Origin of the sequence: Arenibacter flavimaris (assembly GCF_030291335.1) — a bacterium.
Taxonomy (GTDB): Bacteria; Bacteroidota; Bacteroidia; order Flavobacteriales; family Flavobacteriaceae; genus Arenibacter.
On the sequence record NZ_JASWIM010000019.1, the window covers coordinates 14,422 to 29,240 of the forward strand.

Consider the following 14,819-nt stretch of genomic DNA (forward strand, 5'->3'; position numbering starts at 1 on the left):
TGAATCAATTTTCCGTAAAGTTTTTTGCAAAACACAAAAAAGAAAGTATCGGAATAAATACTTGCAAGGTTTAATTTCATATTCGTTCCTTGACGATTATTTGGGGTTATAAAGTTTCACCACTTAAAATCAATTGATATGCTTGTTCATAACCTGAGGCAGTCGAGTCTTCATCGTGACTAATTTGGGCAAGTCTATCTATTGATCCAATAATGCTTTTTTCTACTTGCAATAAAGATAATTCTGTATTTGTCCCATCAAATAGGTTACTTAATTCACCATTCAAACGATGTCCATTGGTAGCTAAAAAGGATCGATAATCGGAAATGACCTCGCTAATGATGGATTTTAATTTTTTGTGTTCTTTTTGTACTTCGGAAAGTTCAATTGTTGCTCTAATTTTATGTTTCAAAGCATAGTCTTTTTTTAACTGTTTTACTTTTTCAGGGTCAGGATATTTTCCCCAGTAATCTGTTACTATAAGGGGGATTTTTTTATACAGTTGATCATAGCTTTCATTCAATTCCGCGTGATTTCCAGAACTGCTCTTTGCTTGGTGGATTCGTGTACTGCATGTTTCATTGGCCTCGTATAATCTGGACGTGGTCTTGCTAACAAAAGTGTTAATATCCTGGGTGTTATTATTGATCTTGGTGTCTTATAATCGTTTTATATGGGCTTCATGGGAATCGTCCAAATCGCCTGCAACTATTTTTTTGTTGACAATATCTTCTTTTCCCTGAGTTGTCATGTTATTGTATTTGACCGCCATTTGCTTTGCATATTCGGGATCATTCATCATCCGTTGCAGGTCCGCTTCCGTAAAGGGGCTCAAACTGGAAGAGGACATATTGGATGCCATTGCTTTTTTAGCGGCAACCTCACGTTCCCCATCGCTCATTTTCATAACCCTATCCATGCCTCCCATGCGTTGGATCATTTCATTTTGGTTGGCTTGATTTTTATATCCATCCCCACCAATCTTACTGTTATATGCGTGGACTTTTGAAGCGTAATGGGACTCAATCTGGTTTGCATATAATTCCATTTGCTTAATAAAGGCATCATATTGCAATTTAAGTTGGGAATCACCTTCGCAGTGGATACTTTTGTTGCATACATATTGAAATGCGGCTTCTGGACTGGTTTGTAATACTGGTACTGCATTCAATAGCGCATAATAATCTGCATTTCCAAGTACCGATGAGGTGGATTTTTGGGAAAATATATGACCTGTTGATAATAAAATTAGCGTTAATAATGTTGTTTTCATTTGTTTTTTTTTATTGTTATTGATGATATTAATTGACAAATCCAAAAGCAAGGGCCATAAAACCAAATGCACCAAAAACAGTATGGATCAGTATAGCAATGGTGGTATTCTGTCTTAATTGGGCAACAGCGGGCAAAATGAAGAAGATGGGAAAGGACACAAGGATTAAATCGAGCCCCATGGGTAGATGCCAAAAAGTCCAGAATATACCTTGAACAAACCATGCCCATTTTCCCAGTTGCAATTCCTGTCTTGGTAGTATGTATCCTCTCCAAAGAAATTCTTCACCCAAAATATTGAAGAAGAAAAATAACGTCCAAACATAAAGAATCCACATGTTATGACTCACAAGGGGCATATTTTTAAAAAAAAATGGCATTGCATCAATCCCCATCTTTGGCATTATTATTTTGGCTGTCAAATAAGAGGAGGTGCATAGTATAATAAAGGTAACAATGGTATATACCCAGTCTTTTTTAGATAATTTATTGATTCTCATTCTAAAAAAAATAGCTTTAATTTTATTGGAAGTACTTTCGTTTTTAGATAAGAAAATTGACATAATAAACATTGGAATTAACGCAATTCCACCAACGCTAATGAAATAGATGACCTCAATGGGCAATAGACTATTGGTTTCAAATAGGGGGATTATCAATTGGCAGGCTATATAATTCAAAAGGGTTGGTAAGCCACAGAAAAAAATATAATCCTTCCACTGTAGAGGGTTTACAACTTTCATTAATTACTTATATTTTCAAAGTCAACTTCTTCTATTTTTTTTATTTGATTTTTTCCCAATGCGTCTGGCATACATCGCAATAGGGTATTTCGTATTGCTATGAGATTATGCGCTTCCAATTGTGCCAATTTGCCAATTTGTCTTGACTTATCGATAATCCATTTTGTTCTTTTGAGCCTATGTTTTTCGAACCTTAAAAAAGCATGTTCATAATTTGAAATCTCCGACAAACTTTTTGCAATTATTACCGCATCTTCTATAGCTTGGCATGCCCCTTGCCCCATATTGGGTGTTGTAGCATGGGCAGCGTCCCCAATCAGTACGATACGTCCAAAAGCAAAATGGTTCAATGGTATTATATCACTTATATCATTCTGAATTAAGTTGGCATTAATGGATGCCTTTAGAATTTTAGGTATGTGCCCATGGTATTTTTTAAATCGATTGTAGATATCCACAACTTGATAGGACTTAAAATGAGGGTCCTCAGCGGCTGCATTGACGCAGGCAAACCAATACAGGTAATTATCTGCAAGGGGCACTATACCGAACCTGCCATTTGCGCCCCAAGTTTCTGATGCTTCGTTTACTAGCAGCTGGGGATTTTTAATGATTGCTCTCCAACAGGTATATCCCGAATATCTGATTTTGGCGTCAGGGACCAGCTGTTGCCTTATAACGGAGTGTATGCCGTCTGCAACAATAACATAGTTGGAAAGATATGTGCTTCCATCTTCAAATTTTAGTTTAACAGCAAAATCCGTACTCTCAAAAGATTCTATTCGTTTGCCCAAGTGAATTGTTGACGGATCAAGTTTTGATAATAATAACTGATGTAGGGTGGCCCTATGTATTGAAAAAGTTCCACTGCCTAATTCCTTATCGAAATTTGTTTTTGAGATTATTTTTCCAAATGGATCATAAATGGAAAAAGAGGGCAAAAGTTTACCTTGACCTAAAACCTCTTCATATATGCCAAGTGCCTTAAAAGCCTTCATGGCATTTAGTCCCAACCCTAATCCTGCCCCTACAGGCTCTATTTTATTGGTTGCTTCAAAAATTTGAGTCTCAATTCCGATTCTGTTGAGTGCTATAGCGGTGGTAAGTCCGGCTATACCTGCTCCTATAATTGTTACTGTTTGATGTTCCATAGTGAATGCAAATTTGGGTTACTTCCGTAAAACATATCTTTACATATGTTAAAATACACCTCCCTTACTGCGAACTGTTTTATTGTTGAAGTCGTAGACAATTAAGGGTGAACTTAAAAATTACCGAAAGACTTGCTGAATATTATGCGGTATAAAGGCATTCTACAAAAAAGTAGCTATCCATAATTAAATTGTGTAGCTGCTGTTTATATGGTTGGAAGCTAGAGAATGGCAACATTGGTATAGTAATCGCCGTGAAATAGGAAGAAGGAGTACCAAGTTCAAAAAATGATCGGTTGCGGAATAAGTACCTTATGGAATTCCGGTTAAGTGGGATATATCATTTTTATAAGCACTATTGAATACCGGCCCTAATTCTACTAATACTAACCTGGGTAGTGCCTAGGTAGGAAGCTATGTAATGAAGAGGGCATCTGTTCATAATCCCGGGGTATTTTTTTGCCATGATTTCATAACGCTCTTTCATACTGTAGAATCGAAGGCTTGCTATACGTTGTTGTTCTTCCAGTAAGGCCAATCCCATGAGTTTTCTCGCATTATGTTCCAAAGCATGGTGCTTTGCACATAGTTTTTCAAAATCAGCTGACAAAAAATGAAATATTTCTGAATCCTCAAGTAATTGGATGCCTTTATCACTCGGAAGCCCGGTCAATAAACTTGGAACTGCCCCAATAAATTGGCCGTCTATTGCAAAATAATCTGTTACATCTTTATCATCATGAAAGTAAAATGCACGTGCCAATCCGCGTTGAACAAAAAACATGGATTTGGCATACTTACCAATTTCCAATAAAGCTGTATTTTTTGGAATTAGGTCATATGAAATGATTTTTTCAAAATCCTCAATAACATCATTTTTTAATGGTGAAAGCGAGTGAAACAAACTGATTATTGGATTGGGATTCATAGGGCAATGATTTAGGTTTAGCATTTACAATGTATTATTTGCAAAAACTGTTTCAAATTATTTGTTATTAGTAATACTCTACTGATAATTGTTACATTCCCTGGAATAGAATGTTGAAGTTTGTTAAGGATGCCGCACGTTTCTAGATTGTAATATTACCTTTAATTTTACTTGTGTTCTAAAGGAAGCCCAAAGGAGGAAGTCCATCTATATTTTATAAGTGAGGGCTCTGCAAAGTGTATTAGCTTGGTTTTGGGGGTAGGGGGGGGTACAGTATGGTCCTGTTTCTGCCCTTTATTTACCGATTATTATACCATACTCTGCTGGTATGACCACTCCAGAAAATCCATTTGTAAACCCATAGAATATTACCAAAATAGTTATTGATCCCATAATTAAGATAAGGTAAGATTGTTTCCTTGGCTCAACGCCGAGTATATTCCTTTTCAAATTTTTTATATGGATAGCCGAAATATGAAGGAAAAATGAAATTATGGCCAGACCATAATACGGTATGAAAAATATATTTACCGGGAACGCGTTTATACCTGCTGCACCGAAATAAAAGTTAGTATCCAAATTCATTAAAACTTTTGATTACTAATGTATTCCTTTGTACAGGCGTTTGATAATAATTTTTGAATACAAATACTCTGATAGGTATAATTATTTTTTTTCCAATACACATTGGAGCTGTGTACCTGGACAAAGTCAATAAAAAATAGGAAATTCAATAAATCAAGGACAATTCATGCCGTTCTTAGGGCCTGTATGGACATGGTTTTTATACCTTAGCACTTTTAAGCCATTGAAATATTGGCTTTGGCAAATCAACCACGCTATTTTGTTACATTTTAAATGGAGTAAATCTACCGGATTGGATTTTAAAAAGGCCGTACTTTTTATGGTCATTAGTACCTTCTCGTTTGCCTTGATGAATGTTTCGGTAAAATATTTGGCGCGTATCCCTACATTTCAAATTGTATTTTTTAGATGCTTTGGTTCGCTGGTATTGGCTACGACTTTCATCGTGGTAAAGGGGATTCCCATATTTGGGAACAAACGAAGACTAATGTTGTTAAGAGCTATACTGGGATTAACGGCTATGAGTCTGTACTTTCTTTCCTTAAAGCACCTAAATGTTGGCACCGCAGTTTCATTACGTTATATAGCGCCGATCTTTGCTGCCATATTTGCGGTTTTCCTGTTAAGGGAAAAGTTGAAAAATATTCAATGGCTTTTTTTTCTAATTGCCTTTGCAGGGGTATTGGTCCTAAAGGGATTTGATGGTAATATTAATACCACTGGACTGACATTAATCTTAACTGCTTCTGTTTTTAGTGGAATGGTCTACGTGGTTATCAGAAAAATAGGGGTTTCAGATCATCCTGCCGTTGTAGTAAATTATTTTATGTTCGTAGGAACCATTATTGGTGGCCTTTTGGCCATTGCAGTTTGGGTACGGCCTATGGGTTACGAATGGCTATTTTTATTTCTGTTAGGGGTCTTTGGTTTTATGGGGCAATTATATATGACGAGGGCGTTTCAAATAGCCAAAACAAACCTTGTTGCTCCGTTAAAATATATTGAGGTGATCTTTACAATTTCCATAGGTGTTTTATGGTTCCAAGAGGCCTATACTATTTTTAGTTTTCTTGGGCTATTTATGATCATTTCAGCATTGGTGTTGAATACTTTGGTGAAGAAGGATTGAATATACATGTTTCTCGACCAAGGCAGTTGCCATTGATCATTGTTGGATATGATTCAATAGAATTGCCAGCCTAAGGTCTTATATTTAATTGGGATAAAGCACCATTCTTAGAGTCGTTGTCTATGAGTCAAATATGGATCCAGAGGCGAAATGTGTAGCGCTTCAACAAACAGGTTCAATTAAATTATTATATTCTCCCTATCTAGTACTGCACAGTTTTTTTGAGACAACACATATCGTATTCCGTAACATTTCTAGCTTCGTAATTGTGAAACAAAAATTGACAATTGATTTCAATTTTCATTTCCAAAGATTCCCTAGTCCTTTAATATACATGCTCACTTGGAATTATTTTTTAAAATAACGCCAGGGGGTGAATAATTTTTAGAAGCATCGTCTATTACTAATACCCAATCACTACCGCCCATACTTTCTCGTATGCGTTTGTCCCATTTAGGAGAAAAGGATCCGGTATTTTTATAATTACCAATTAGGTATGCCAGACCTGTTCGAGGATCATAATACCAAGCCCTTATTTCTTCAGACCCAATAACAGCTGTGTTGATACCAATATCCCGGACAATTGGAAAATACGCCATAATATAAGTGGCATCGTTTTGGCCTTTAGTGCCATCGCGGGTAGCCACTTTAAAATCAGATTGTGATGCATTGTCACCCATTATTAAGGATTGATCTGGAATTCTTTCTAAAAAAGGTCTTGATTTGAAAAGTGATTTTAAATATCGCACTTGAAAGCTTCCTTTGGCATCTATCGCTTTGTCCCATGTTTGGATAGGGTATAATATTGGGGGGTATTCCTTGCGATTCATTTGCCAAACGGCATTATTTCCATAGGTAGTGCCAAAGCCACCAGCAAACACTGACCAATACATAGCCCTTCTGGCTTCATAATCTGTATTGTAACCATTCACAGGATTAAATGCAATAGGAATATCTTCATATACGGGCTCGCCATCAATAACCGGCTTGGTAGGTATAACATCATAGTCTTTTTTTATCATTTGGTAATTGGGATTTACCGCATTACCATGACCCGATTGCAACATATAAAAATCTAACTGTTCTGCAATTCCAGGGTATTCAGTGATGGAATGACCCCCATTAATATGGTACGTAATCAAGTGCTTACCTTGACTACCTGTTTTGAGTCCTTCTATCATATTTGTCCAGATACCTTCATTGCCTTCAGGAATTCTATCTCCCCCTGTAATCCATACGATATTCCAATTGTTTTTATAGCGATTCCCCAAAAATTTACTGTACTCAAAAGCGTTTTTTGGGCTGAATATGGAGAGATTATCAAATAACGCGTGCTCTTTGTCTTCTGCATGTGAGCCCCATGTGGGCAACAACGCCAAATAGAGGTTGTACTTTGCCGCTAATGCGACTACTTGATCTATTTTTTTAAAATAGGCTTCGTTTGGAACTAACGGATTATTTTTCTCAAGTGGTAAATATCCTTCTGGTGTGGGTTTTGTTAAACCATCACACTCTGCCAAAATTACTGCCTGTATAACCGTATAACCTTTAGCCGACCGGTTCATTAAGTAATGTTCTATTTCAATTAGATCTAGTTTGTGAAAAAGCTCCCATGCCGTATCACCCATCCAGAAGAATGGCTGTTCATTTTCAGTAACCAAATACCGTTGATTCTCACTTACTTTTAAGTATTGGGAAAAGCTGCTGGACCAACACAAAGTCAATATGACCATAATTACTATGTTCAACCGCTTACCTATAAAAAAAAATTCTTTCACCTTATAATCCATTTGCGAGTTCATTGATCTAGTTTTTTAAAGATTATTGTTTAACAGACTTAAAGATGTAATCGCCACTATCAATTTCATAAACTGCATAATCCCCTTTCATCTCAATAAATCTAGGACTTACCCTCCCTTCCATTTCAGATTTGGCCGTGACATCATTTTTATGGGCTGCTGGCACGCATATCGTTGCCCAACTCCCAATGGGTACAGTGACGTTCATAACAAAATCAGCGGTAGTATTTTTCCAAGAAATTCCAGCTTTACCATAAGGTGTATTATTGTAGTACGAAATAGTAGTGAGACCATCTACGGGCTGCGGCCTAAAAATAATGTGCTTGTATCCTGGTTCGGCGGGGTCTGGTTTCATCCCTGCCAAATAATTGTATAAATAAACGAGGCCACCACCAAACATGGGGTGATTATGCGATCCTTCTTCAGACCACTTTTCACGGGTGGTAGTTGACCCAAGTTTTAACCAATGGCCAAAACTAGGTTCATCTGTTTTGTTCAAGGCCTCATATGCCAAATGATTTAAACCGTTTTCTGCCAAAACCTCAAAGAAATATCGCGTTCCAAAAATACCAGTATCAAAATGCCCCTTGTTCATTTTTATATTCGATACCAAAGTTTCCTTTACGTCTTTATAATGTTTTTCAGGAACCCCCATTTTTAATGCAAAAATATTTCCGCCCCCTGCGCCATAGGTTTTTTCCGTTTCACTGTAAAATACCTTATGAAAAGCCCTTTGTGTTACATTGGCCATTTTCTTATAGCGCTCGGCCTCCTGGTCATTACCCAGTACTTTTGCAGTCTTAGCTGCAATATCAAGGCACATCCAATAGTAAAAAGTATGAACCAAATCATCTCTAATTAGTTCGCCCGGAGGTACCCAATCTCCCAGATTGTACCATTTTAAAATGGCCCCGTCGGCCCCTGTTCTTTTTGAAAACATTATACCCTTGTCATCTACCCACGTTTGCATATACTTTATGTACGCCTTCATGGGTTCATAGCTATCTTGCAGCACATCCATTGATCCGTATTGCAAATAGAATTCCCAAGGCATAATACTTACGGCTGCGCCCCATGCAACACCTCCACCACAACCCGGTTGCCATGGGGCGGCATTTGGTACATACCCTGTTTTTAAGTCTTGGGCATCAAGAATGTCTTGAATCCATTTATGATAAAAATTCTTGGCGTTATATGTTTGCATTACCATAGCACATGCTACTTGCCCATCTCCGGTATACCCCGAACGTTCTCTATGTGGACAATCACTTACTATACCTCCATGCATGTTGTCTTTTTGGCTTCTTTTCCATATAGTTACTATATCGGTTAGCATCTTATTTGAACTATTGAAGGTTGCTGATTCCTCTATTTCGGTATTTACGGCTTCAGCTATAAGATGTTCTTTTTTTAATATACCTGGCCAATTTGATATTTCAATACCACTAAAAACAAACCAATTAAAACGCGGAGCGTAGGTTTCCAAACCATCACCTTTAAAGGTGTAGCTGTTATCACCAGAATAAAGATTTCCATTAAATGAGATGTCGACCTTATGTCCAGCTGGGCCTATTACATTCTGAAGTTTTACCCAACCTGATATCTCAACTCCAAAGTCTACTTTGTATTTGCCTTCAGAGATCTTCTCTATGGATACCGGGGAAATTTGTTCCGTAACCTTATCGGTATTTGCTGAATGGGCAACCAATTCTCCTTCGGGGGCTTTTCTAATAGTAGCATTGGACCACGAGCTGGTATCAATTTTGTTTGTAGACCAATTAGCTATTTCTTTTCTAGCATCATAGGTCTCACCATAATAAACCATATTCATAAGTATTGGGCTTTTTGCAACCTTCCAAGAGTTATCCGTTACGATCACATCTTCACTGCCATCGGTATAGGTTATGTGTATCTGGCATAAAAAACGTGGGGTGCCATAGCCCTCGGTCCAAAATTTGGCGGGATTATAAAAACCATTGCCAAGAATGGCTCCGACCACATTTTCACCTTGTTTTAAACCATTTTTAATATCATAGGCTAGATACATGACTTTGTATTTTGTGAAATTGTCTTCTACATTGATCAAGGAATTGGGCAAATTAGGTCTTTTACCATAATTTGTTTGGTTGGGCACCAATACATCATCACCTATTTTGGAACCATTTGCGTAAAATTCAAAGTATCCCAATCCTGTGGTATATGCTATCGCTTTTGAAATTTCCTTTTCAATTACAAACACTTTTCGAAGCAAAGGGGCAGGAGGCCCAAAATCTATAGGTCTTGTATCTGGGCCGCCTTCCGGTTTGGGGAAATGCGCCTCACCTTGCCAAGGAGCACCTATCCATTGGGCCTTCCATTCAGAGGAATCCAGTATTCCCATACTCCATTTTGCAGGCGAACTCCATTTGGACGATTGGTCTTTTTCGTTCCATATTCGTACCTGCCACCAATAATCTTGACGTGATTGCAATGCTTTTCCATTGTAGATTATTCGAGTAGATTGGTCAGATGCAACCTTTTTACTATCCCACATATCTGGGGTTTTCAATAAGGCTTCCTTGCTGGCTACCCTAACCTGCCATGCCATTTGTTTTTTTATGTCATTTTCCTTAGTAGCACTATTTGTCCATGAAAATCGAGGGTGGGTCTCATCTATAACAGCGGGATTTTTTGAATACTCTGTAGAAAGCTCTATAGGTACAACGTCCGGTATGGTTTGTTGCTTTTTAACGCAATCGGTAAGAAAAAAGATAAATATTATGGAAATTATGCATTTCATTTTCAATTGACTTTACAAAGGTTAAATAGAATGGTATTGCACTTAAAAAAGTGATTGGGGCTATCTAAACTCTAAGAGATAATACATAGTTTTATGTGTAGCTCCCTCAATATTGATTTCATTATTATCAATCACAATTTCTTCACTTCTGGTTCTACCCATATGGTCCAAGGGCTTTAGAGTTGCTTTTTGCAACCTTTTTGCGCCAATGGTAAAATCTATTCCTTCCAATAAGATAGGAGCATTGCCTAATTTGGAAAGATGGGTATTTGTTTCGTCATATTCCATCCCTGTGTTCTTTACCCTTCCGATTGTAGTTATTAAAATTTTATCAGTTTTATCCAAGCCAGCTTTTTTATCTAAACTTGTTAGCAGAACAACTGCGAATTCATTTTTGATTTTCAATGTCCATTCCCCTAATTCTAGGTTTAAACCTTTAGTAAAACCAAGAACACCTTTTGTTCCATTCGTGTTTAGTGTTATATAGCCTTTGGAATTATAATCCCAAAAGAGTTCTCCTGTTGCTGAGGTAATTGTTTTTATACCCTTTTCTTCAAACCGACTAATTGTATATGGTTGTGTTTCTTTTAAATTTTCAGTGAATGCTATGGGGATTTTGCCGGCTGCCAAAAGTTTTGATGAAATGGATCCCGTAAATTTTTTATCGTCAAAACCTTGTTCGATAAATTCGGAAAAGCCTAATTTGCCTTCACTCAAAGCAGCTAGGTTTACGTTTCTTTCAGTAAGAATAGGTCCTTCACTAATATCATTTCGGTATAGCATTGCTGCTAATGCGGGATAAAGCCCCATTTGTGAAGGGCTATTAACATTATAAACAGAATGCGATTGCACTGTGGGGGAATAGGTAGGGCTATCTAGGGCAAATGAGTAGGAAGCATCCCAACCCTGTAGCCCCATACCATAAAACGCAATGAGGGGTGAGGCTTCTGCTGTCCATTGATTTGGAATTAAACTCATCCATTCCGAAAACGCAAATGGTCGGTCCAAAACCTGTTGCATGCCAGTGCCTAATAATCCGGAACCAGGAAGGGAGACCATGGCTTCGTTATTTACAAATCCTGTGGTTAGTTGATGCCCTCCTTTTCCGCCACCAAAATAATTATGTCGATCTATAGGTCCAACAGAATAATCGGTATGCAGGTTGTACATATGTGAAATCCCAGAACCAGCTTGCCAACCACTACTTACAATAACTCCTTTATAACCGGTATTTCTTACGGCTTTTTCAAATCGTTTGTAAAATTGTAATTGTTGTTCATATAGAAATTGCATTTTATCCAATAGATGTTGTGGTATATTTTTGTTTTCTTGTATTGATTTGATATAATGGGAGCTAAACAGTTGGTGATTTGGAGTTGGGTAAACATTTTCTTTGGCGATGGATTGCCCTTCGGGCAAATCGGACCGCCATATCTGTTTCAACTTTTCATCATTTAAATACTTAATTTTAAGCCATGCGCTAAATTGTTTGCATAGTATGGCTTTATAGGTAGGAGCCTGCTCTAAAGCTCTTTCAATTGCTGACCAAAAAATATCATCTTCATTTTGAAACTCCACAAAGCTCAAGGCAGGGTCATCCGCATAGCGTAAACCAGTAAATGGGTTTCTTCTATTTAGCATATTTACAGTAAGCCCAATATTCAAATCTTGCAGATCTGGAGCAAAGTTTACTAGGGAAGAGGTACTTCCATTCAGATGCTGCCATGGGTATTTTAAATTGGCAATTTCACTGTAGGCCTCCAGGTTTGCACTATCACCTGGTTTTACTTTATGACCATATATATGCGACCAACCATAGTAAATACCATTTTCCTTTAACTTGGATTGAAAATAATCCATCTTTAGGAACTTTAAACTATCGGGTTGACTGGAATTTATACTATCGGTTGCCTCCCAAGTAAACTTATGAAAACGAACCCCGTTCACGCCCATAAAGGTGAGGGTATTTACAAATTGATCCGCTTTTTCACGGTCAACAAAAGGTGTGTTGGAACATATATTAACACCCCAAAATTTAACTTTTGTGCCATCTTCAAAGACAAAATCCTTATCCTTTATTTGGACAAAACCATGCTTGCCAGCAGGTGCATCTAGCCAATCTTTCATATTTATGATGGAATATGATGAAAAATCGGCATTGGGCTTAAAGGCGAACCAATCTGCTTGGTATTCTTTGTTAGTGTATGAAAATAAAACAAATACAACCACAACAGCGATTGCCCCATATATGTGCTTATGTAACTTATTCACTATTTTATTGATTTATAAGCTATTTGTGCAAGTCTGCAGTAATAATTTGATGCTCATTAAATCTCTTATCATCCAGTACATTGGCAATAAAATTGACGACTGCTTCTTGTTTTTTGTAAAAATGTTCGCCTGCAATAGAATGATTCCCCCCAACATAGGTCATTAAGCGACTTGTACCCCCTAATTCTTGAATGTGATTGGCTATGGCGTGGGAACCAAAAAACATAAGCCAGCCCGGAGCATTCGGATTACAGTAATGATGCGCAGCAACCCCATAGGGTACCAATGGGTCTTTGTCCCCATGAAAGACAAAAAGTGGAATATGATTTTGCGTTGTAATTAAATTTAAATCCATGATTGCACCGGCACCGGAAATGACACCCTTATATAAAAAATCGGGAGCTAATTTTGGTTCAAATAACTGCATCTGTTTTCTGTCCCAAAAGGCGGCATGTAACACTGTTTCCGCTCCTGCGCTGCTGCCGGCTATAAAGATGTTTTTAGCATCTATGTGAATTTGATCTTGTTGTTCGATTAAAAAAGCGGTAGCATGCCAAAGCTGGTTTGCAGCTATTTGTATCGCCTTAATCTTTTCAGCTAATATACCGTTACACCCAAAATCTTTATTTTCCATATACAGCGTATAATCTATACTTGCACATGCGATATTGTTCTCCACCAAATGTTTCGCCAAAAGGTGACCGCCTTTTTTACCGCCAGTACTAAACCCTCCCCCATGAACATATATTACTAAGGGAGTTTTGGCTGAATCCTTTATGGGAGGTAAAAATAAATCCAACTCCAGGCTGATGGTGTCATTTTCAAAGTAGGTGAGGGTTTCAAATTCTTGTGTACTTCCAATAGCCATTACTAAATGTAGGACAATTAGAATAACATTGCGCTTTAGGGTTGGTTTTGGGTGTTTGGTATTATACTGCATTGTTTTTTTTTGATTTAAAAGCCCATAATTTATATTGGAAACCTCAATTTTAGTTTATTAAATTACGCAATTATGGAAGGTTATTTAGCCAATCTTCCAATCTATTTACCCAGGTCTGTAGATATTTATCTCCGGATGCCAATGAATAACCATGACCGCCACTTGGATATATATGCATTTCTGCCGCTACACCTTTTTCGTTTAGAGCCTTGAAAAAGAATAAACTATTTTCAATGGGAACCGCGGTATCATCGGCAGAATGAACAATGAATGTAGGAGGCGTATTGTTTTTCACCTGAAGTTCGCTGGAATATTCCATTATTACTTCATCACTTGGGTTTTGACCTAACAAATTAAGCTTGGATCCCTCATTTGCATATGGTTCTTTCATAGTGATTACTGGATATAATAGTATCATGAAATTCGGACGCGCACTCAAACTATCAATTTCATCTTTTTTTGAAAATGATTCACGGTCAAATTGCGTACCTAGGGTAGAGGCCAAGTGCCCCCCTGCAGAAAAGCCCATAACCCCAATTTTTTCCGCATTTATATTCCATTTTTTGGCGTTGTGCCGTACTAGCCTTAAAGCACGTTGAGCATCTTGCAAAGGAGCCTCGTTGCGTTGTGCAATAGATTTTGAATTGGGCAGTCTGTATTTTAAAACAAAAGCGGCAATTCCTCTAGAGTTTAACCATTTGGCGATGTCTGTACCTTCCCAATCATAGGCCAGAACTGTGTAACCTCCACCAGGACAAATGACCACGGCTTGGCCGGTAGCGTTCCTTTTACTGGGCAAGTATACTTCAATTGTAGGTTTTTGAACCTTGGCAATTAAGAGGATATCATCAGTTTCCTCAATAATCGTTTCCATTTCATCAGATTCTTTGGTGTTAACAACACCATTTTTCCATATAGGAATAATTTCTTGGGCATAACCATAACTTGAAAGGATTAGCATTAAAATACACCATTTTTTCATTTTATCTGGGCTTTGGTTAGAGGTATAGGTATTACTTGGTATATGTGTTGATTATTAGGTATTTGTGAAAATTGATAGCTAGTAGAGAGTGGATTCGGGTATATAAGCAATGGCCATTACAGTGTTGTTCGGTGTAAGTTGCAAGGTCCAAAAGCTTTATAATAACTTCCCATTGTTTTTGAAGTTCTTTTTCTGAGCAAAAAAAAAGGATGGCAGGAATTATACCCGCCATCCCTATTA

At 37.5% G+C, this 14,819-nt stretch carries 12 protein-coding genes; 1 reads left to right on the plus strand and 11 read right to left on the minus strand.

Annotation, left to right across the window (positions count from 1 at the left end; translation table 11 throughout):
• Positions 1 to 106 precede the first annotated feature (106 nt).
• The 6 genes from QSE00_RS14520 to QSE00_RS14545 all read right to left on the minus strand — a co-directional run bounded on the left by QSE00_RS14520 (position 107) and on the right by QSE00_RS14545 (position 4,679).
• Complete coding sequence (locus QSE00_RS14520; RefSeq protein ID WP_286106492.1) at positions 107 to 523, minus strand: hypothetical protein; 417 nt, start codon at positions 521 to 523, stop codon at positions 107 to 109.
• A gap of 135 nt (positions 524 to 658) precedes the next feature.
• Positions 659 to 1,273: a hypothetical protein gene (locus QSE00_RS14525; protein ID WP_286106493.1), complete on the minus strand. Its 615-nt coding sequence runs from the start codon at positions 1,271 to 1,273 to the stop codon at positions 659 to 661.
• A gap of 28 nt (positions 1,274 to 1,301) precedes the next feature.
• Entirely contained in the window at positions 1,302 to 2,015 is a 714-nt protein-coding gene (locus QSE00_RS14530; protein WP_286106495.1) for a CPBP family intramembrane glutamic endopeptidase, read from the minus strand.
• Positions 2,015 to 3,166, minus strand: a complete 1,152-nt coding sequence (locus tag QSE00_RS14535; protein WP_286106496.1) for an FAD-dependent monooxygenase — start codon at positions 3,164 to 3,166, stop codon at positions 2,015 to 2,017. The genes QSE00_RS14530 and QSE00_RS14535 overlap by 1 nt, the downstream gene beginning before the upstream one ends.
• A gap of 355 nt (positions 3,167 to 3,521) precedes the next feature.
• The gene (locus QSE00_RS14540; RefSeq protein ID WP_286106497.1) at positions 3,522 to 4,094 is read right to left on the minus strand and encodes a Crp/Fnr family transcriptional regulator; all 573 of its coding nucleotides are present in this window, start codon (positions 4,092 to 4,094) and stop codon (positions 3,522 to 3,524) included.
• Between the two features lie 294 nt (positions 4,095 to 4,388).
• A complete protein-coding gene (locus tag QSE00_RS14545; protein ID WP_286106498.1) occupies positions 4,389 to 4,679 on the minus strand; it encodes a hypothetical protein in 291 nt (96 codons plus the stop codon).
• 259 nt (positions 4,680 to 4,938) lie between these two features.
• Here QSE00_RS14545 and QSE00_RS14550 point away from each other — a divergent pair, with 259 nt between their 5' ends.
• Entirely contained in the window at positions 4,939 to 5,808 is an 870-nt protein-coding gene (locus tag QSE00_RS14550) for a DMT family transporter (RefSeq protein WP_286106499.1), read from the plus strand.
• 338 nt (positions 5,809 to 6,146) lie between these two features.
• On the opposite strand, the gene QSE00_RS14555 is transcribed toward QSE00_RS14550, so the two are convergent.
• The 5 genes from QSE00_RS14555 to QSE00_RS14575 form a co-directional block, all read right to left on the minus strand.
• Positions 6,147 to 7,610: a glycoside hydrolase family 140 protein gene (locus QSE00_RS14555; RefSeq protein ID WP_286106500.1), complete on the minus strand. Its 1,464-nt coding sequence runs from the start codon at positions 7,608 to 7,610 to the stop codon at positions 6,147 to 6,149.
• 19 nt (positions 7,611 to 7,629) lie between these two features.
• On the minus strand, positions 7,630 to 10,386 hold the full coding sequence (locus QSE00_RS14560) for a family 78 glycoside hydrolase catalytic domain (protein WP_286106501.1): 2,757 nt from the start codon (positions 10,384 to 10,386) through the stop codon (positions 7,630 to 7,632).
• A gap of 60 nt (positions 10,387 to 10,446) precedes the next feature.
• On the minus strand, positions 10,447 to 12,657 hold the full coding sequence (locus tag QSE00_RS14565) for a hypothetical protein (RefSeq protein ID WP_286106502.1): 2,211 nt from the start codon (positions 12,655 to 12,657) through the stop codon (positions 10,447 to 10,449).
• A gap of 19 nt (positions 12,658 to 12,676) precedes the next feature.
• Complete coding sequence (locus QSE00_RS14570; RefSeq protein ID WP_286106503.1) at positions 12,677 to 13,525, minus strand: alpha/beta hydrolase; 849 nt, start codon at positions 13,523 to 13,525, stop codon at positions 12,677 to 12,679.
• Between the two features lie 142 nt (positions 13,526 to 13,667).
• Positions 13,668 to 14,579 carry an alpha/beta hydrolase gene (locus QSE00_RS14575; RefSeq protein ID WP_286106504.1) on the minus strand — a complete coding sequence of 304 codons (912 nt, stop codon included), beginning with the start codon at positions 14,577 to 14,579 and terminating at the stop codon, positions 13,668 to 13,670.
• Positions 14,580 to 14,819: the final 240 nt, after the last annotated feature.